The organism is Brevibacterium sp. NPDC056726 (genome assembly GCF_042790515.1).
In the GTDB taxonomy this organism is placed as follows: Bacteria; Actinomycetota; Actinomycetes; order Actinomycetales; family Brevibacteriaceae; genus Brevibacterium; species Brevibacterium sanguinis.
In genome coordinates this window covers 123,549-141,421 of the sequence record NZ_JBHTYZ010000006.1, presented here as the reverse complement: position 1 = coordinate 141,421, position 17,873 = coordinate 123,549, and the positions used below count along the sequence as shown (strand labels likewise).

Annotated in this window: 14 protein-coding genes; 8 read left to right on the top strand and 6 right to left on the bottom strand. The window is 66.4% G+C overall.

What is annotated here, in order from left to right; genetic code table 11:
- The first annotated feature begins 356 nt into the window (after positions 1-356).
- From ACFQ91_RS13700 to ACFQ91_RS13675, 6 genes are all read left to right on the top strand, one after another.
- Positions 357-752 (top strand): hypothetical protein, encoded by a 396-nt coding sequence (locus ACFQ91_RS13700; RefSeq protein WP_198500407.1) that lies wholly within the window; start codon positions 357-359, stop codon positions 750-752.
- The gene (kdpA, locus tag ACFQ91_RS13695) at positions 749-2,419 is read left to right on the top strand and encodes a potassium-transporting ATPase subunit KdpA (protein ID WP_137826818.1); all 1,671 of its coding nucleotides are present in this window, start codon (positions 749-751) and stop codon (positions 2,417-2,419) included. The genes ACFQ91_RS13700 and kdpA overlap by 4 nt, the downstream gene beginning before the upstream one ends.
- Position 2,420: 1 nt before the next feature.
- Positions 2,421-4,598, top strand: coding sequence for a potassium-transporting ATPase subunit KdpB (gene kdpB, locus ACFQ91_RS13690; protein ID WP_137826819.1), 2,178 nt, complete (start codon positions 2,421-2,423; stop codon positions 4,596-4,598).
- A 159-nt stretch (positions 4,599-4,757) separates the two neighbouring features.
- Complete coding sequence (gene kdpC / locus ACFQ91_RS13685; RefSeq protein WP_137826820.1) at positions 4,758-5,348, top strand: potassium-transporting ATPase subunit KdpC; 591 nt, start codon at positions 4,758-4,760, stop codon at positions 5,346-5,348.
- Positions 5,348-7,999 carry a DUF4118 domain-containing protein gene (locus ACFQ91_RS13680; protein ID WP_198500408.1) on the top strand — a complete coding sequence of 884 codons (2,652 nt, stop codon included), beginning with the start codon at positions 5,348-5,350 and terminating at the stop codon, positions 7,997-7,999. Before kdpC ends, ACFQ91_RS13680 begins: the two co-directional genes overlap by 1 nt.
- Positions 7,996-8,676, top strand: a complete 681-nt coding sequence (locus ACFQ91_RS13675; protein ID WP_137826700.1) for a response regulator — start codon at positions 7,996-7,998, stop codon at positions 8,674-8,676. The genes ACFQ91_RS13680 and ACFQ91_RS13675 overlap by 4 nt, the downstream gene beginning before the upstream one ends.
- 38 nt (positions 8,677-8,714) lie before the next feature.
- Here the strand turns inward: ACFQ91_RS13675 and ACFQ91_RS13670 are convergent, their stop codons facing one another.
- From ACFQ91_RS13670 to ACFQ91_RS13650, 5 genes are all read right to left on the bottom strand, one after another.
- Positions 8,715-9,263 (bottom strand): hypothetical protein, encoded by a 549-nt coding sequence (locus ACFQ91_RS13670; RefSeq protein WP_137826699.1) that lies wholly within the window; start codon positions 9,261-9,263, stop codon positions 8,715-8,717.
- Positions 9,263-9,550: a hypothetical protein gene (locus ACFQ91_RS13665; RefSeq protein ID WP_137826698.1), complete on the bottom strand. Its 288-nt coding sequence runs from the start codon at positions 9,548-9,550 to the stop codon at positions 9,263-9,265. Before ACFQ91_RS13665 ends, ACFQ91_RS13670 begins: the two co-directional genes overlap by 1 nt.
- Before the next feature lie 203 nt (positions 9,551-9,753).
- Complete coding sequence (locus tag ACFQ91_RS13660) at positions 9,754-10,554, bottom strand: hypothetical protein (protein ID WP_137826697.1); 801 nt, start codon at positions 10,552-10,554, stop codon at positions 9,754-9,756.
- 410 nt (positions 10,555-10,964) lie between these two features.
- A complete protein-coding gene (locus ACFQ91_RS13655; protein ID WP_137826696.1) occupies positions 10,965-12,461 on the bottom strand; it encodes an MFS transporter in 1,497 nt (498 codons plus the stop codon).
- A 101-nt stretch (positions 12,462-12,562) separates the two neighbouring features.
- Positions 12,563-14,065, bottom strand: a complete 1,503-nt coding sequence (locus tag ACFQ91_RS13650; RefSeq protein ID WP_171007110.1) for a sulfatase-like hydrolase/transferase — start codon at positions 14,063-14,065, stop codon at positions 12,563-12,565.
- A gap of 336 nt (positions 14,066-14,401) precedes the next feature.
- Between ACFQ91_RS13650 and ACFQ91_RS13645 the strand changes: the two genes are divergently transcribed.
- Positions 14,402-15,154 carry an IclR family transcriptional regulator gene (locus ACFQ91_RS13645; protein ID WP_137826694.1) on the top strand — a complete coding sequence of 251 codons (753 nt, stop codon included), beginning with the start codon at positions 14,402-14,404 and terminating at the stop codon, positions 15,152-15,154.
- An 8-nt stretch (positions 15,155-15,162) separates the two neighbouring features.
- On the opposite strand, the gene ACFQ91_RS13640 is transcribed toward ACFQ91_RS13645, so the two are convergent.
- Entirely contained in the window at positions 15,163-16,347 is a 1,185-nt protein-coding gene (locus tag ACFQ91_RS13640; protein WP_137826703.1) for an MFS transporter, read from the bottom strand.
- Positions 16,348-16,697: 350 nt separating this feature from the next.
- On the opposite strand from ACFQ91_RS13640, the gene ACFQ91_RS13635 reads away from it, so the two are divergent.
- Positions 16,698-17,744 carry an LCP family protein gene (locus tag ACFQ91_RS13635; RefSeq protein WP_137826693.1) on the top strand — a complete coding sequence of 349 codons (1,047 nt, stop codon included), beginning with the start codon at positions 16,698-16,700 and terminating at the stop codon, positions 17,742-17,744.
- The last annotated feature ends 129 nt before the right edge of the window (positions 17,745-17,873 follow it).

Genomic DNA, 17,873 nt, shown 5'->3' with positions numbered 1-17,873 from the left:
GCCGTGGCCGCCCCTGGAATTGAGCCATTGTGCGGAAGGTTCATGGCGGCCGCTTGGGTTGCCCCTGCCATTGTGCGGAAGGTTCATGGCGGCCCCTTGGGCTGCCCCTGCCAGTCTGCGGAAGGTTCATGGTGGATTCGGCGCTGAGATCGCCATGGGGGCGGCGCAGAATCGCTGTGGACCTTCCGCACTTCGCGATGATGCGGGGCCGGGGTGTGAAAAGTGCGTTAGGACCTGTTAAGACGGCGTAAAGATCGGGCCTCGCAGCCGGCGGCGGCATGTGAGATGGGTGAGTACCGCAGCTGGAGCGTGCTGAGAACGCGGCAGCTGCTCGACCGGACTCACGAAAGTTAGACATGGACGCCCCTTACGCCGACTTCCTCTTCCTCCTGCTCATATTCGCCGGGGTCGCCGGACTCGCCGCCTTCGCGAAGGTCGTCGAGTCGGTGACCGCGCAGGGCACCCCCGCCGTCGTCACCGCTGATGCCGCGGCCCGTCCCGCCGAGGCGACCGCCAGCGACCGCGCGGCCCGTCCCGCCGAGGCGACCGGCACCGACCGCGGAAGCCGCACCGGCACCTCGGCGACCACCACCGCAACCCCCCGCCTCACGGAAAACCCCCGCTCCACCGACACGGCGACGACCGCCGCGCCGACTCCCCACGCAATCCCCCGCACCACCGCGGCGAACGATGCGCCCCGCCCCGCCTCGGTGAATGATGCGCCCCGCACCGCAGAGGAGCCGCGCGCATGACATGGTTCACCGGCATCACGCAGATTCTCCTCGTCCTCGCGCTGCTCGCCGCTGCGCACAAGCCGCTCGGCGCGTACATGGCGCAGGTGTACCTCAGCCCGAAGGACACGAAGGCCGAGTCTCTCTTCTACCGCCTCACCGGCGTCGACCCGCATTCCGAGCAGCGGTGGCGGACCTACTTCCTCTCCGTCCTCGGCTTCTCGCTCGTCTCGATCCTCGTCCTCTACGCGCTGCTGCGCCTCCAGGAGTTCCTGCCGCTTTCCAACGGCAAGACCGCGGTGCTCGCCGATCAGGCCTTCAACACCGCGATCTCCTTCGTCACGAATACGAACTGGCAGTCGTACTCCGGTGAGGCGACGATGGGCTACCTGTCGCAGATGGCCGGCCTCGCGGTGCAGAACTTCGTCTCCGCCGCCGTCGGCATCTCCGTGGCCATCGCCCTCATCCGCGGCCTCATGCGGCAGCGCTCGCTGTTCATCGGCAACTTCTGGGTCGACCTCACCCGCACGACCTTCCGCATCCTCCTGCCGATCTCCGTGATCTTCGCCCTCCTCTACATCGGCCTCGGCGTCATCGAGAACCTCACCCCCGACCAGGTCGTCCAGACGGTGGCCGGCGGCGCTCAGGCGACGCAGACGATCCCGGGCGGCCCGAACGCCAGCCAGGAGGTCATCAAGCACCTCGGCACGAACGGCGGCGGCTTCTTCAACGCGAACTCCGCCCACCCTCTGTCCTCGCCGAACGCCGTGGTCAACCTCTTCAACATCTTCCTCATCCTCCTCATCCCCTCGGCCCTGCCGCGCACCTTCGGGATCATGGTCGGCAGCCGCAAGCACGGCTGGGCGATCCTCGGGGTCATGGCGACGTTCTTCGTCGTCTCCCTCGTCGCCGTCATCCTCACCGAGACGACGCTGCCGACACCGGCCACCGACGCGGCCGGGGCGGCCATGGAGGGCAGGGAGACCCGCTTCGGGGTCATCACCTCGGCGTTCTTCGCGGTCTCGACGACCCTGACCTCGACCGGCGCGGTCGACTCGTTCCACTCGAACTACTCGGGACTCGGCGGCGGCGTCCTCATGCTCAACATGATGCTCGGCGAGATCGCCCCCGGCGGTGTCGGCTCCGGCCTCTACGGCATGCTCATCGTCGCGATCGTCGCGGTCTTCGTCTGCGGCCTCATGGTCGGCCGGACCCCGGAGTTCCTCGGCAAGAAGATCCGGAAGAAGGAGATCACGCTCGCCAGCGCCGTCATCCTCATCACCCCGACCCTCGTGCTCGCCGGCACCGCGGTCGCGACGATGTGGCCGGGCGCCTCCGACTCGATCCTCAACACCGACAATCCCCACGGCCTGTCCGAGATCCTCTACGCGTTCACGTCGGCGGCGAACAACAACGGGTCCGCCTTCGCCGGGCTCGACGCGAACACGCCGTTCTACAACACGGCCCTCGGCCTGGCGATGCTCATCGGCCGCCTCGCCCCGATCTGCGCGGTCCTCGCGCTCGCCGGTGCGTTCGCGGCCCAACCCACCACCGAGGCGACCCCGGGCACCCTGCCGACCCACCGACCCCTGTTCGTCGGCGTCACCGCCGGCGTCGGACTCGTCATCAGCGCCCTGACGTTCCTGCCTGTCCTCGCGCTCGGCCCCATCAACGAAGGACTCCTCTGATATGAAGACCGACCTGTCCACCACCTCCACGCCCCACCTCGTCGAGGACACGCCCACCCCGTCCGGTGGCCGGCACCCCGGCACCGAGGCGACCGGCACTCCGCTCGAGACCCGAGCGCCGCGCCGGGCCCGGTCGATCACGCTGCCGGCGCTCACCCAGGCCGTCGTGCTCGGGCTGCGGAAGTTCGATCCGCGCATCGCGTGGCGCAATCCTGTGATGTTCCTCGTCGAGATCGGCGCGGTCGTCACCCTCGTCCTCGCCGTCCTCGACCCCACGCCGTTCACGTGGGCGATCAGCGTGTGGCTGTTCCTCACGTGCATCTTCGCCAACACCGCCGAGGCGCTCGCCGAGGGCCGCGGCAAAGCGCAGGCCGACTCCCTGCGGGCGACCCGGGTGACGGCGAACGCCACCCGCGTGCTCGACTCCGGTGCCACCGAGACGGTGCCCGCCTCCCAGCTCACCGCCGGTGACCGCGTGCTCGTCACCGCCGGTGAGGTCATCCCCGGCGACGGCGATGTCATCGCCGGCGCTGCGACCGTCGACGAATCCGCGATCACCGGCGAATCCGCGCCGGTCATCCGGGAGGCCGGCGGCGACCGCTGTGCGGTCACCGGGGGCACGAAAGTCCTCTCCGATTCGATCACGGTCTCGATCACCGCGAGCCCCGGCGAGTCCTTCCTCGACAAGATGATCGCGATGGTCGAGGGCGCGAGCCGCCAGAAGACCCCCAACGAGGTCGCCCTCGGCGTCTTCCTCTCCGTGCTCACGCTCATCTTCCTCCTCGTCGTCATCACGCTCGCCCCGATCGCGGCGTTCTCCGGCGCCCCGCAGTCCCTGACCGTGCTCATCGCCCTCCTCGTCTGCCTCATCCCGACGACGATCGGCGCGCTGCTCTCGGCGATCGGCATCGCCGGCATGGACCGGCTCGTCGCCGCGAACGTCCTCGCGAAGTCCGGGCGCGCCGTCGAGGCCGCCGGCGACGTCTCGACGCTGCTGCTCGACAAGACCGGCACGATCACGATGGGCGACCGGCAGGCCACCGACTTCGTGCCGCTGGGGGAGACGACGGACATCGAGATCGCCGAGGCGGCCCGTCTGTCCTCGCTCGCCGACGAGACCCCGGAGGGCCGGTCCGTCGTGGCCCTGGCCGAAGGGGAGTTCCGCATCGACGCCGCCGGCCTCGAGGCCTTCCCCGACGCCGAGTTCATCCCGTTCTCCGCGACGACCCGTCTCTCCGGGATCGTCCTGCCCGCCTCGGCGGATCCCGCGACCGGCACGGCCACCCCGGCCCGCACGATCGTCAAGGGTGCGGCGAAGGAGGTGCTCACCTGGGCCGATGATCGCGGGGCCCGGGTTCCCACCGAGGCGAGCGCCGAGGTCGAGCGGATCAACGTCGGCGGCGGCACCGCGCTCGTCGTCGCCGAGGCGGTCGACGGTCACGGTGCCCGCGTGCTCGGCGTCATCGACCTGCGCGACATCGTCAAACCGGGCATGGCCGAGCGCTTCGCCCAGCTGCGGGAGATGGGCATCCGCACGGTGATGATCACCGGTGACAACGAACTCACCGCCCGCTCGATCGCGAAGGAGGCCGGGGTCGACGACTACCTCGCCGAGGCGACCCCCGAGGACAAGCTCGCCCTCATCAAGTCCGAGCAGGCCGGGGGACGGATGGTCGCGATGACCGGCGACGGGACGAACGACGCTCCCGCACTCGCCCAGGCCGATGTCGGGGTCGCGATGAACACGGGCACCTCGGCGGCGAAGGAGGCCGGCAACCTCGTCGACCTCGATTCGGATCCGACGAAGCTCATCGACATCGTCGCGATCGGCAAGCAGCTGCTCATCACGCGCGGGGCGCTGACGACGTTCTCGATCGCCAACGACATCGCGAAGTACTTCGCGATCGTGCCCGCGATGTTCCTCCTCGCGTTCCCCGGACTCGGCGCGCTCAACATCATGGGCCTGCACAGTCCGGAATCGGCGATCCTGTCCGCGGTGATCTTCAACGCGCTCATCATCGTCGCCCTCATCCCCGTGGCTCTGCGCGGGGTGCGGTTCCAGGCGACGACCGCCTCGGCGCTGCTGCGGACAAACCTCCTCGTCTTCGGACTCGGCGGGCTCATCCTCCCGTTCCTCGGGATCAAGCTCATCGACCTCATCATCAGCCCGCTGATGTGAGGGACGGGCCGGCGCTGCGACTCGTCCGTGACACAGCGCCCCACGCGTCCGCGGCGGCCGGGTCTCACGCCGCCGCGGGCACCCGCCGGCCAGGTCTCCAGGCCGCGGACACCGCGCCCCCACCCAACTCACCCCCACCGATCCCAGTTAGGAACTGTCATGCTCGCCCAACTCAGCCGCCAGACGTTCACCGGTCTGCGCGCCCTCCTCGTCTTCACCCTCGTCCTCGGTCTCGCGTACCCGCTGACCATGGTCCTCATCGCCACGGTCGTGCCGAGCCAGGACTCGGCGCTGCGCAACGCCGAGGGCGAGGTCGTCGGCTCCGCCCTCATGGCCCAGCCGGTCACCGGCGACGAATGGTTCTACCCCCGGCCCTCGGCCGGAGACTACGACGGGCTGGCCTCGGGGGCGTCGAACCTCGCGGTGACGAACCCCGATCTCGTCGACGCGATCGCCGCCCGCCGCGCCGACATCGCCGTCCGGGAGGACGTCGACCCCGAGGACATTCCCGCGGACGCGGTGACCGCCTCGGCGTCGGGACTCGATCCGGAAATCAGTCCTGAGTATGCTCGACTGCAGGTGGCCCGGGTGGCGAGGGAGACCGGACTGAGCGAGGAGGACGTGACGACGATGGTCGAGGACAACACGCAGCAGCCCCTGCTGGGCTTCATCGGCGAACCCCGCGTCAACGTCGTCACCCTCAACAACGAGCTGGCGAACAACGCCGACGCCCGGGTCGACGTCAACTGATGGCAGCACCGCGGCGAGGGAAGCTCACGGTCTTCCTCGGGTACGCACCCGGAGTCGGCAAAACCGTCGCGATGCTCGAGGCCGCGGCACTGGCCCGCAAGGCCGGCCGCGACGTCGTCGTCGGCATCGTCGAGGACCACGGGCGCGCGTTCACCGCGAGCCTCGCCGCCGGCTTCGAGACCCTCGACCGGGCGTCGGTGCCCTACCAGGGGCGGACCTTCGACGAGCTCGACACCGAGGCGGTGCTGGACAGGGCCCCCGAGATCGTCGTCGTCGACGAACTCGCCCACACGAACGTCCCCGGCTCCGGGCCGCGGGCCAAGCGGTGGGAGGACGTCGCGGCGATCCTCGACGCCGGCATCGACGTGTTCACGACGATCAACATCCAGCACCTCGAATCCCTCGGCGACGTCGTCGGGTCGATCATCGGCCGCGTCCAGCACGAACGCGTCCCCGACCCGTTCCTCCGCACGGCCGATGAGATCGAACTCGTCGACATCTCCCCGGTCGCCCTGCGGGCCCGCCTCGTCGACGGCAACATCTACGCCGCGGCGAAGGTCGATGCGGCGATGTCGAACTACTTCCGGCTCGGCAACCTCACTGCGCTGCGCGAACTCGCCCTCCTCTGGCTCGCCGACCGCGTCGACGAGGGCCTCGAGGAGTACCGCGACGCCAAGGGCATCCGGGAGACGTGGGCGGCCCGCGACCGGATCATCGTCGCCGTCACCGGCGGGCCCGAATCGATCACGCTCATCCGCCGGGGGCTGCGCATCGCCGGGCGGGTGGCCGGCCGCGAACTCCTCGTCGTCCACGTCATCGAACCCGACGGCACCCGGTCTGGGGCGGCCCCCGATCTGCTGCGCGCCCGCGAACTCGCTGAGGAGAACGGCGCGACGTGGCACACCGTCGTCGGCGACGACGTCGCGAAGGCCCTCATCGAATTCGCCCGCACCGTCAACGCCTCGCAGATCGTCCTCGGTGTCTCCCGCACCCCGTGGTACGGCCGGATCGCGGGGCCCGGGGTTGCCAACCGGGTCATCAGTGCTGCCGCGGACATCGACGTCCACATGGTCACCCACGCCCAGGCAGCCCGGACGTGGCGGCCGGGCCGGGACGTCCGCCGTGAGAATCCGCTCTCGAAGGTCCGCCGGATCCTCGGCTGGGTCATCGGGGCGCTCGCCCCGCTCGCACTCACCGCCCTGTTCATCTCGCTCGGACCCGGGGCCGCCTCGCTGAGCATGAACTTCCTCAGCTTCATCACCGTCGTCGTCATCGTCGCCCTCATCGGCGGACTGTGGCCGGCCATCATGACCGCCCTCCTCGGCACCGCGCTCATCAACTGGTTCTTCACCCTGCCCTACGGGTCGTTCACGATCGCGCAGCTCGAGAACATCATCGCGCTCATCATCTTCGTCGCCGTCGCCGTGGCCGTGGCCACCGTCGTCGACCTCGCCGCCCGCCGGTCCCGGCAGGCCCAGGCCGCCGAACACGAAGGAGCCGTGCTCAGCGAACTCGCCCGGTCGATGATCGCCGAGGGCGACAGTCCCGCGGGCATCGTCGAGAACATCCGCGCGACGTTCGTCCTCGACGGGGTGGCGCTCCTCGAACGCACCGAGGCGGGGGAGTGGACCCCGATCGCCTCGGCGGGGGACCCGGTGACGACCCGCGCCGAGGCGACCGAGACCGTCGACCTCGACGACGACACCGCGCTCGTCCTCCGCGGCCAGCCGCTCAGCGCCGGCGAACAGCGGATCCTCGACGCGTATGCGGGCCGGATCCTGCGCGTGCTCACGGAGTCCGAGCTCGCCGCGACCCGGTCCGAGGCGCGCGAGCTCAGCGCCGGCAACGCCGTGCGCACGGCCCTGCTCACCGCGGTCTCCCACGACCTGCGCACCCCGCTCGGGGCGATCAAGGCGGCGACGTCGACGCTGCTCCTCGACGAGATCGACCTCTCCGACGCCGACGAGAAGCTCATGCTCGCGACCATCGAGAACGGCACCCTGCGGCTCGAGAAGCTCATCGACAATCTCCTCGACATGAGCCGCATCCAGTCCGGGGCCGTGAGGATCTCGACGTCCCCGGTGCCCGTGTCCGATCTCGTCACCGCCGCCCTCGCCGAGGTGGGGGTCGGCACCGAGGGCGACCCCGGCCCCGAGGTCACCGTCGACATCGATCCGCAGGCGTGGGTCGACGTCGACTTCGGGCTCCTCGAGCGCGTGCTCGTCAACATCATCGAGAACTCGCTCAAGTACGGGGAGGGCTCGCCGCTGACGATCGATGCCTCGACCGGCGCCGAGGCGGTCCACCTCCGCATCGCCGACTCCGGACCGGGGGTGAGCGACGAGGCGCTCGAGACGATCTTCACGCCGTTCACCAGGCTCGATGAGTCGAATGCGAAGGGACTGGGGCTCGGCATGGCCGTCGCGCTCGGCCTCTGCCGGGCGATGGGCATCGAGCTCAGCGCCGAACACACCCCCGGCGGCGGCTTCACCGCCGTCCTCACCTTCCCGACGTGCACCGGGGCGACCGTGCAGGAGTCCGAGACTCCGGAATCCGGGGCACTGGAGGCTGAAGAATCTGAGCCCGAGGCGCCGGAGTCCGAGGCACCGGAGTCCGACATGTCCGCTGGTGTGTCCGAGGAGGCCCGATGAAGCGCGTGCTCATCGTCGAAGACGACGCGGACATCGCCACCGCCGTGGGCATCGGCCTCCAGGCGAAGGGCCACGAGGTCACCGTCGCCGGCAGCGGCCGCCGGATGAACGAGGTGCTCAGCGAATCGGAGATCGACGTCATCCTCCTCGACCTCGGGCTGCCCGACGTCGACGGGATCGAACTCATCGGGCAGGTGCGGCGCTGGAGCACGGTCCCGATCGTCGTCGTCTCCGCCCGCCACGATTCGCACGGGAAGATCGCGGCCCTCGACGCCGGTGCCGACGACTACGTGACGAAGCCGTTCTCCCTCGGCGAGGTGCTCGCCCGCCTGCGCGCGATCGAACGCCGCACCGGCCGCACAGGGGAGTCCGGGGTGGTGCGCACCGCCGACGGGCGGGTCGTCATCGATCTCGCCGCCCACGTCCTCGAGGTCGAGGGGGAGGGCAGGCACCTCACCCCGATCGAGTGGAAGATGCTCGAGGTCTTCGTCAAAAACAAGGGTGCGCTCGTCGAGGCGCAGACCCTGCTCACCGAGGTGTGGGGCCCGGAGTTCGGCACCGAGCGCGGTTACCTGCGCGTCTACATGTCCCAGCTGCGGGCCAAACTCGAAGCCGACCCCGCCAGGCCCCAGTACCTCCACACGCAGATGGGCATCGGCTACCGCTTCACCCCGTGAATCGTTCAGCTTTAGGAGCTGTCGACAGTTCTGTAAACTCACTCACTGTCGGAATTTACGCCACTGGCGTCGCGCCACGGTCCAAAGAAGGCGACTTTAGCAGCGGAGCCTTGGATCAGCTTGTTTCTAAAAACGTTCCAGACGGCACGTGCAGGAGGTGTCTCAGAAACTCGAATCAGCCCGTGAGACTTCCTCACTTCCTCTGACGTGATCGAGTCCGTTGCTTCACTGAGGATGATTCCCCCTCTAATTTCTACATCCTCGCCTGGCGGAACCGTGCCGGTCGTTACCTGAGTTGAAGTGAATTGTTCGCCTCGCTCCTGTTTTCGAACCGTCCAAGCGCTGAAGCGAGCAAGGCCGAGTCCGATATTCCAGTCGATCAGGTCTGTATCGGTTACCCCAAATTCCGACATCGCGGACGAGACATACACGCTCATGCCGTCGTCCCTGTATCGGTATGCGGTGATATTTAATGTGGGTTCTCCGGTTGCTGAATCGAGAAGAATGTCAGAGTCGATCTTGATCCGTCGATAGGCAAAAGCATCATCAGGTATCGAGGGGTCATCTATAATCCATTCGGCGTTCATTATAGATTAGCAAAATTATCTCGCCAATTGGGGTTTACGGATTCGAGGTCGGCGGTAAACCGTTCTAGCGCTGTTTTGATAATTTCCGTATCCAAGCGGTTGGCTGTTGCGTGATTAAAAACTAACGCTCCGTTTAGGTCTGCGTACACGAACGAGAACCCTTCTGGCGAGACCTCAATCACCAGATAACTGCGCCCGGCGCGCCACTGTGCGCTCGCGCCCCCATCGGTGTCTGCAAAAATAGTCGGGTAGGCTGAGTGATCGTTCAGGGTTTCCTTCAGAATCATCTCTAAATCGTTTCGGAATTCATTCTCAGTTCGTTCGAGTTTCCACCATTGAGATTTCGCGAAACTGAACGCACGATTGAAAGCTCCATGGGCTATTGGTTTCCGGTAGCGTAGCTGTTTCCCCCCCTCCATTCTGACCTTAGTTCCCCTGGGAAAAACTTCGCGAAAGGGTTGGGAGTACACTGGTTTCTTGTTAAGCGTTTTCACCGCTGCCCCCAATTCAACTTTTGTTTCGATGTCGTGAGTTGGTCAAAGCATTCTATTAAACGCTTGTGTGCGACGTCCAACGCAATGGCCCAGTTCGTCAGTTCCTCGTACTTTGCTTCGTCTTCTGCTTCCTCGGTCGAGAAGGTCGAAGATCTCAGCGAGAGAGAACTTTCGCTACGATCTGAAATTGCGACGAACTCAACGTGGGTTGCGAGGTCGTCGTCGTCAAAATGAAACAGACCTCCCGAGTTAGCGCCCTGTAGTCCTGGCAGTAAGTCGGCATTATCGTCTTCGGAGTGTCGAGAATAGAGTTTCTGGGATACGGTCCAGGGAACCTCAGGCCCGGTGCTATTTGTGTACTCTCCTCGCACCTTGCGCACCACTATAGTCTCGTTCAGTACGTTTGAAGCGTGATCGCTGAAATCATTAAAGAATGACTGAAGGTTGTTTCGTAAGATCTCATAGCCGGGGTACTGAGCGGTCTTATTGAACTCCCATCGGAGTATAATCCTGTCGTCTTGAAAAGATACTGAATGACCGCTCGGATTTGACAGAGTTAGCCAGGGAAAAGGAAAATGCTCCGAGCTTTCAGGTATGTACCCTGCGAAGGAAGTGTCATCCGCCTCCACTTTCCAAGGTACTCGCGCGAACTCTTCAGCGGCGTCGGGGTAAGCTTCCTGTAGCTTTGAAACCAGCGGTGCCATAGAAATTAGCCTTAATGGAATCTGATCGAAATAGATTGAAAGTTCCACGGCGCGCACTGGAGGATTGTCGAAGCTTCGGTCAGCAGTGGTCATGGTGTGATCCTACTTGGTGATGTCTGGTGAGTCTTGCAATACTACTGTGTGTCTCCGTGATCGGCCTGTGAGCGCTGATTCGGCGGGATCTTCTTGTATTTTGCTCAGCGTTTACTCGCGAACTGCCATACGCGGGCGGAGCAATCCGGTGTCGCCTTGAGCTGAGGAGACCGGATCCTTTTGCTCGCGCTGCTCACGGACACGATCAAGTAGCTTGAGGTCGTGCTGCGACTTGCTCAGATGGGATTGCCGGCGGTTGCGCGCAACTGCTGTTGGGACACTACGGAGGGGTGATTAGTCTCACTCTCACCGATAAGAGCGACAACGCGCCGAGGTGGGGGCGTGGTCACCCGCACCCCCACCTCGGCGGCCATCCGCCCCTCTCCGGGGATCAGGGGAGGGCCGTACGCTCACTGACCGTGGAAGTCCGTCCGCGGTCGCTGTCCGGACTTGAGCGGAATGCGCTTCCAGTCGCGTTCGGGATTGATGATGAGCATCCCGATGATCCCTGCGACGATGCACAGCGCCGAGGAGATCCCGAAGATGATCGCATAGCCCTGCAGCGGATCCGCTGAGGCTTCGACGACGGCACCGGTGAGCGCCGGGGCGATGACACCGGTGAGCGAGTAGATGCCGGTGTAGATGCCGAGGATCGCACCGCGCTGGCGCAGCGTGCTGATCTCGCCGATGAGGACCTGGGCGACGGGGATGACGCACATGCCGACACCGAAGGCGAGGGCGAGCAGCACCATGCCGAAGGAGCCGGAGCCGAAGAGCATAAACAGCAGGAGGAAGATCCCGGCGAGCGTGATCGCCGCGGAGCCGACGATTCCGCTGGCGACGCGGGCGCTCACGCCCCGCTTCATGAGGAACGTGGACAGCCAGCCGACGACGAAGAGGTTGACGACGATCTGAACGGCCCATGGGGCGGAGATCGCCCAGCCGACCTCGGCCGGACCATACCCCTTCGTCGTCGTCAGGTACACGGGCACCCACGCGATGAGGAGCACGGTGAGCCAGTACGCGGCGACACCGCCGAGGATGCTGCCGATGAACGTCCGGGTGAGCAGGGTCGACCCGATCTTCCGGGGAGCCTCATCGGCATCCGCGGCCGCCGACTCGGCCGCGACGGCCGATTCCCTCTCGACCGTCGTCATCTCGGAGTCGGGGTCAGCCTCCGAGCGCACAGGGGCGGGACCAGCGGTGACATCGGGACGAATCGCCTCGGTGCCGGGATCGGTCGCCTCGGCGGTGGTGCTCGCCTGGGCCTTGTCGAACCGGTACGGTCCTTCGCGTCCGAACAGCATCCACAGGACGCCCCAGACGAGGCTGGCGGCACCGAGGATGCCGAAGGTCTCGCGCCAGCCGATGCCGGCGACGAGGGCCCCGACGACGGGGGCTGCGACCATCGTGCCGGCGGGGACTCCGACGCCGACGATCGCGGCGGCCATGCCGCGACGATGCTTGGGGAACCACTGCATCGCGGCATGGTTCGCGGTGCCGTACGCGGGGCCTTCGCCGGCGCCGAGGAGCACTCGCGTGAGGATGAGCGCCGAATAGCCGGCGAGAGGGGAGACGATGATCGCCTGGGCGATGGACCAGATGATCGCGAGCACTGCGAGGATTCTCTTCGCGGGGAAGCGGATGGTGAGGAATCCGACGACGAAGGAGGAGATGCTGTAGAGGATGAAGAAGCTGCTCGAGATGATGCCGTACTGGGTGGGGCTGAGGCCGAGCTCCTGGCTCATCGGCTCCGCGGCGATGCCGAGCAGCGCCTTGTCGGCGAAGTTGATGACCATGAAGATGAAGATGGCCGTGAGAGCGAACCAGCCGTTGATCCCGAGCCGGAAGGCACGGTCGGTTCGCTGCGGTGAGAAGTCAAGAGGTGGTGCGGTGCGACGTTGCACGGTGGCATCCTATCGTCAGGCCCTGGGGCGGTAAGGTCTCTCCCCGCCCCAGGTGGGGGCCGGATGGTCGATGGAGCGGCGCCCCGCCGGTGGGCGGGGTGTCAGTGGGTGGGCGAGAGTTCCTCGAAGGTCTCCGTTTCATCGGTGACAGGAGCCCAGTCGGGTCCGTAGAGCTCCTGGTAGAGGTCGGTGCGGCGCACCGATCCCTTCGGGCGTCCCCCGGTCCACAGGTCGTAGCGCGGATCGGAGTACTCGGCGAAGAAGGTGTCGAGCTGCTCATCGAGTGAGGCGATGACCTCGGCATAGGCGGGATCCTTAGAGACGTCGGTGTTCTGCTCCGGATCGCGGGTGAGATCGAAGAGCTCGGCGTCGCCGGTGCCGGGCAGGCGCTTCCAGTAGGAGTACTCGGGCGTGCGGATGCCGCGGGACTCCTCCTGCTCGAAGAACACCGCGCCCCGCCCGGGGTCGGAGACTCCGGTGCGCAGCGCCTCGGCGAAGCTGTGGCCGGGGCTGTTGGCGAATTCGAGGTCGCCGAGGCCGACGTAGTCGAGGATCGTCTGCGCGAAGTCGTACTGGCTCGTCAGCTCCTCGTGGACGGTGCCGGCCTTGAGCGAGCCCGGCTGGGAGAAGATGAGCGGGATGTGGAGTCCGGCGTCGTAGAGGTGCGAGGGATTCGTGTCCATCGTGTGACCCCACAGGCCGTGCTGGCCGTAGAGGTTCGACTGGTCGGCGGTGACGATGACGAGGGTGTCCTCGGTGAGTCCGCGGGCCTCGAGGGCCTCCATGAGACGGCCGATGCCCTCGTCGACGAGTGAGATCTGGGCGCAGATGTTCGCCATCGTCGCCGGGTCGTTGTGCATCCGCAGGTAGCCGTAGAGGTGGTGGAGGTAGAAGTTGTCCGGATCGTCGGGGCCGTCGACGCGGGCGAGGAGCTCATCGCTGATCGCGGTGCGGGGGAAGCTCGGGAAGTCCTTGCCCTCGAAGCGCGCGTAATAGGGGTTGCGCGGGTCCGGACCGTAGTTGGCCGGCGGCAGCAGGTAGGGGGCGTCGTAGTTGACGTTGAGGAAGAACGGGGTGGAGGCGTCGACCTCGGCGAGGTAGTCGACGGCCTTCTCCGTGAAGAAGTCGACGATGTGGCGGTCGTTGACCTCCTTCTCGACCCCGTCGTCGACGACCATGTTCTCGTAGAAGCTCGTCGTGTGGCCGACGCCGAAGGCGAGCCAGCGGTCGAAGCCGGGCATCGGGGTGCGCGGGTTGCCGAGGTGGTACTTGCCCACCAGTGCGGTCTGGTAGTCGTTGGCCGACAGCGCCGAGGCGAGCGTGCGGAACTCGCGGACCGCGCACCAGTCCTCCGGCCAGACCTTGAGGTAGCGGTCGTCGAGCCAGTTGTGGATGCCGTGGGCCGAGGGCATGAGGCCGGTGAAGATCGAGGCCCGCCCGGGCGAGCACATCCCGTTCGTCGAGAACGCGTTCGCATACCGCACGCCGCCTGCGGCGAGCTTGTCGGTGTGCGGGGTGTAGACGTCCTCGTTGCCGTAGCAGCCGAGCAGCGTCGCCGGCTGGTTGTCTGCGGTGATGAGGATGATGTTCGGGCGGTTCGTCATGAGCGTGCTCCTCGTGCTGTGGTGCGGAGTGAGTCGGGCCGCGCTGAGGGGGCGACTCCGTGCAGTGGCCCGTCCGGGCGACCACACCAGCATGGTCTGCGTCACAGCCCGACGGAAGAGTAATGTTCCGGTGAATGGAAGTCGAAATCGCCGAGATAGTGAAGCTTTTCACAAGACTTTGTGCTGTCTGATCGATCGATCGGCGCTGTGACCTGCGATGATTCTGCTCAAGCCGGGGAGGCGAGCGATGCGCGACGGCTCGGGTCGCGGCAGAGATCGGTGATTCCTTCGTGACGAACTGTGGCCGATTTTTCCATTCAGTGAAACACTGTGGGGATGAGAAACTCCGCCGGCCCCGGCGAGACAGTGGCGTCCCGGATCATCCGCATCCTCGAGTGCTTCGACGGCTTCCATCGCACGGCGACGCTCACGCAGATCGCCGAGAGGTCGGGGCTGACGATGCCGACGGCGCACCGCCTCGTCAAGGAGCTCGCCGAGGCGGGGCTGCTGCGCCGCGGGCAGGGCGGGGCGTATTCGATGGGGATGAAGATGTGGGAGCTCGGCTGCGCCGCTCCGGACATCACGCGCCTGCAGGAGGGAGCGATGCCCTACCTCCAGGACCTCTACGAGGCGACGCGGGAGAACGTCCACTTCGCGATCCGCGACGGCCACGAGACGATCTACGTCGTCAAGCTCAGCGGCCCGACGAGCATCTCCCTGACGACGCGCGTGGGCAGGAGGCTCCACTGGCACACGACGGGTGTCGGCAAAGCGATCGTCGCGTTCTCCGATGAGGAGGTCCAGGAGGAGATGCTCTCGGTGCCGCTGCCGCGTCTGAGCCCGACGACGATCGTCGATCCCGAGCAGATGCGCCTCGAGTTCGCGCGCATCCGCGAGTCGGGATTCGCGCTCTCCCAGGGCGAGCACGAGACGGGGACGTTCTCGCTCGCCGCTCCCGTCCTCGACCGCAGCCGCCAGCCCGTGGCCGCTGTGGCCGTGACGCTGCCGAGTTCGCGGGCCAACGTCGCCCAGCTCAACGCCGCGGTGCGGACCGTGGCGATCGGCATCACCCGCACCCTCGTCGGGTAGGGCAGGGCCTACTCCGCGATGCGGGCGCGGCGGCGGTCCTTCTCGATGCGCACCTCGTGGCTCGACCGTGAGGGGTTGAGGAGTTTGAGGAGCGTGAGCGCGAGGATCGCCCCGAGCACCGCACAGCCGGCAGGGAGGAGCATCGCGACATGCGCACCGTAGTGGTCGACGAGGTTGCCGGCGATCGCCGAACCGAACGCGACGCCGAAGCCGAGCGAGGTGCCCAACCAGGCGAACGCCTCGGTGAGCCGTCGCGGCGGGGCGAGCTGCTGGATGACGGAGTTCGCGCCGACGAGGCTCGGGGCGATCGTGAACCCGACGATGAAGAGGATGAGCCCGAAGGTGAACATGTCCCGGGCCAGGAGCATCGTGCACGTGCCGATCGCCAGCAGGGACACGGTGACGCCGAAGCGGTGGTGGGTCTGGGACTTCCAGCTCATCGCCCCGTAGACGGCGCCGGAGATGAGCGAGCCGAGGGCGAAGGCGCTGAGGAGGAAGCCGGCGAGCTCCTTGACGCCCTGTTCGTCGGAGAATGCGACGGCGATGACGTCGATCGCGCCGAAGTTCACGCCGAGGAAGACGTTGACGATGATGATCGTGAAGATCCCCGGGTTGGAGAACACGTGGCCCTTGGCCTCGGTGGAGCGTTCGATGGGCGGGGGTTCGGTCGACTTCTGGATGTAGAGGAGGACCGAGCCGATGCCGGCGGTGATCATCGAGAGGATGATGCCGGCCGGCGGCCACACGGCGGTGGCGAGGATCGTGGCGATGACGGGGCCGGAGACGAAGAGGAGTTCGTCGGCGACGGATTCCCACGAGAACGCGGTCTGCAGCTGCCGGGGCGAAGTGACGAGATGGGACCAGCGCGAGCGGACGAGGGAGCCGACCGAGCCGACGGTGGCGCCGCCGATGCCCGCGAAGACGAACGTCAGTCCGACCCACCAGTCGAGGTAGACGGAGACGATGAGGAGGCTCAGGGCGATGAGGTGGGTGACGACGATGGGCACCATGACCGTCGCCTGCCCGCGACGGTCGACGAGGCGCGCGATCACGGGGCCGGTCAGGGCTTGGACGATCATGTAGACGGCGGCGACGATGCCGGCCAGTCCGTACGATCCCGTCACACCCTGGATGAAGAGGACGATTCCGAGGCCGAGCACGGCGATCGGCATTCGCGCAACCAGACCTGCCATCGAGAATCTGAGGGCACCGGGAAGCGCGAGGATTTCCCGATAGTTTTTGAACATCAGAGAAGTCTATCTGCGGTCTCAGCCGTTGCAACTGCGGAATCCGTCGAATGAGCGCGAAGTCACGACGATCGCCTCAGTGACCTCGCGATCCCCGGCGCGATGCCCCTCCCGGCGCTTGTCACAGTGCTCGTCCGGGCATTCGCCGGTGTGCTCGGGTCGGCAGGGTGCCCTGTCTCACCAGGGGTGGGAGGGGCCGGCGAGGTCATCGACGGGTCACTACAGGCCTATACAATAGGCGGGATTGCCCACCTCTCCTGCCGGCTAGCGCCGCCCCGACCCCACCCGGAGTGCAGATGACCAACAGCTCGTTCGACGACATCTTCGACCAGCAGAACGACGAACCCCAACGTCCCCGCCGCAAGAAGAAGCGCGTCTGGCGCAAGGTGCTCGTCGGCGTGCTCGTCGTCGTCGTCCTCGGCGTCCTCGGCGTCGGCGTCTACCTGTGGAACGTCGGACGGTCGTTCAACGACAACGCCAACCAGCTCACCGACGAGCAGGTCTTCGGCACGCAGCGGCCCGACGGGGACAAGGAGGACGGCGGGACGAACATCCTGCTGCTCGGCTCCGACGAGCCGATGAAGAACGTCGACGTCAACTCCTCGCAGGGCCTGCGGTCGGACTCGATCATGGTCATGCACCTGCCGGCGGACGGTGCGAACGTCCAGATCATGTCGATCCCGCGTGACAGCTGGGTCGACATCGAGGGCCACGGCAAGGCGAAGATCAACGCCGCGCTCTCCTACGGCGGACTGCCGCTCGCGGTCTCGACGGTCTCCGATTTCATCGGCACCCCGATCGACCACGTCGCGATCATCGACTTCGAGGGCTTCAAGGGGCTCACCGACAGCCTCGGTGGGGTGACGGTGAACTCCGAGCAGGCGTTCACGCAGAACGGCTACACGTTTACAAAGGGCGAGAACACGCTCAACGGCGATGAGGCGCTCACCTTCGTCCGGGAGCGCAAGTCGTTCAAGGACGGCGACTTCCAGCGCGCGCGCAATCAGCAGGCGTTCATCAAGGGCCTCATCAGCGAGCTCATCTCCGCCGACACCCTGTCGAATCCGCAGAAGATCCAGAACATGATCACCGAGTTCGCGCCGTACATGTACGTCGATTCGGGTCTCAACGCCCAGTACATCTCCTCGACGGCGTTCGCGATGCGCGACGTCCGCCCCAGCGACATCGAGTTCTTCACCGCCCCGACCGCCGGTGTCGGCCGGTCGTCGGACGGACAGTCGATCATCAACGTCGACCAGGACGAGCTGAAGAAGGTCCAGGACGCGTTCAAGAACGACACCCTGGCCGACTATGTGAAGAACGCTCCCGAAGCGCACCTCTGATCCCTCGCCGAGGCGGTCCAATCCGGGCCGTCGACGCGCAGTGACAGCAGAACCCCGTCCCAGGTGATCCTGGGGCGGGGTTCTGCTGTGTGCCGCGGGTGTGCGCTCAGCCTCGCCGAGGCGGGGCCT